Genomic DNA, 434 nt, shown 5'->3' on the forward strand with positions numbered 1-434 from the left:
CAGTACCGGCTGGAAGCCCTGCGGACGGACAGCAAATCAGGGCAAGCGGAGAGCAATTGTATTCGATTAATGCCGGGCAGGATCTTCAAATTAACCCACCACCCGATTGATACCATGAATGACCGCTGGCAAGTTGTCTCTTCTCAACATCAAGGGTACGTCCCTGCTGTTTTAGGTGATAACGGCACCGGCACCACCCTCCATTCCCAGACCCGGTTTATTCCCGGCCGCAACGACTGGCGTCCCCCCTACCGCTATAAACCGCTGGCGGACGGTGATGAAGTCGCCACGGTGGTTGGGCCCGGCACAGAAGAAATCTACGTCAATAAAGAGGGGGCGGTTCGCGTTCACTTCCACTGGAACCGTTACGATGCGCCGGACGACCAGGCTTCCTGCTGGGTACGGGTGGCACAAGGCTGGAATGGCAACGGATT

The 434-nt window shown here is 57.1% G+C and carries 1 protein-coding gene; it reads left to right on the forward strand.

What is annotated here, in order from left to right; translation table 11 throughout:
• Positions 1–434, forward strand: a 434-nt coding sequence (locus tag C5471_RS23665) for a contractile injection system protein, VgrG/Pvc8 family (RefSeq protein WP_278250199.1), incomplete at both ends; no start/stop codon positions are given.

The organism is Photorhabdus tasmaniensis (assembly GCF_011189505.1).
Lineage (GTDB): Bacteria > Pseudomonadota > Gammaproteobacteria > Enterobacterales > Enterobacteriaceae > Photorhabdus > Photorhabdus tasmaniensis.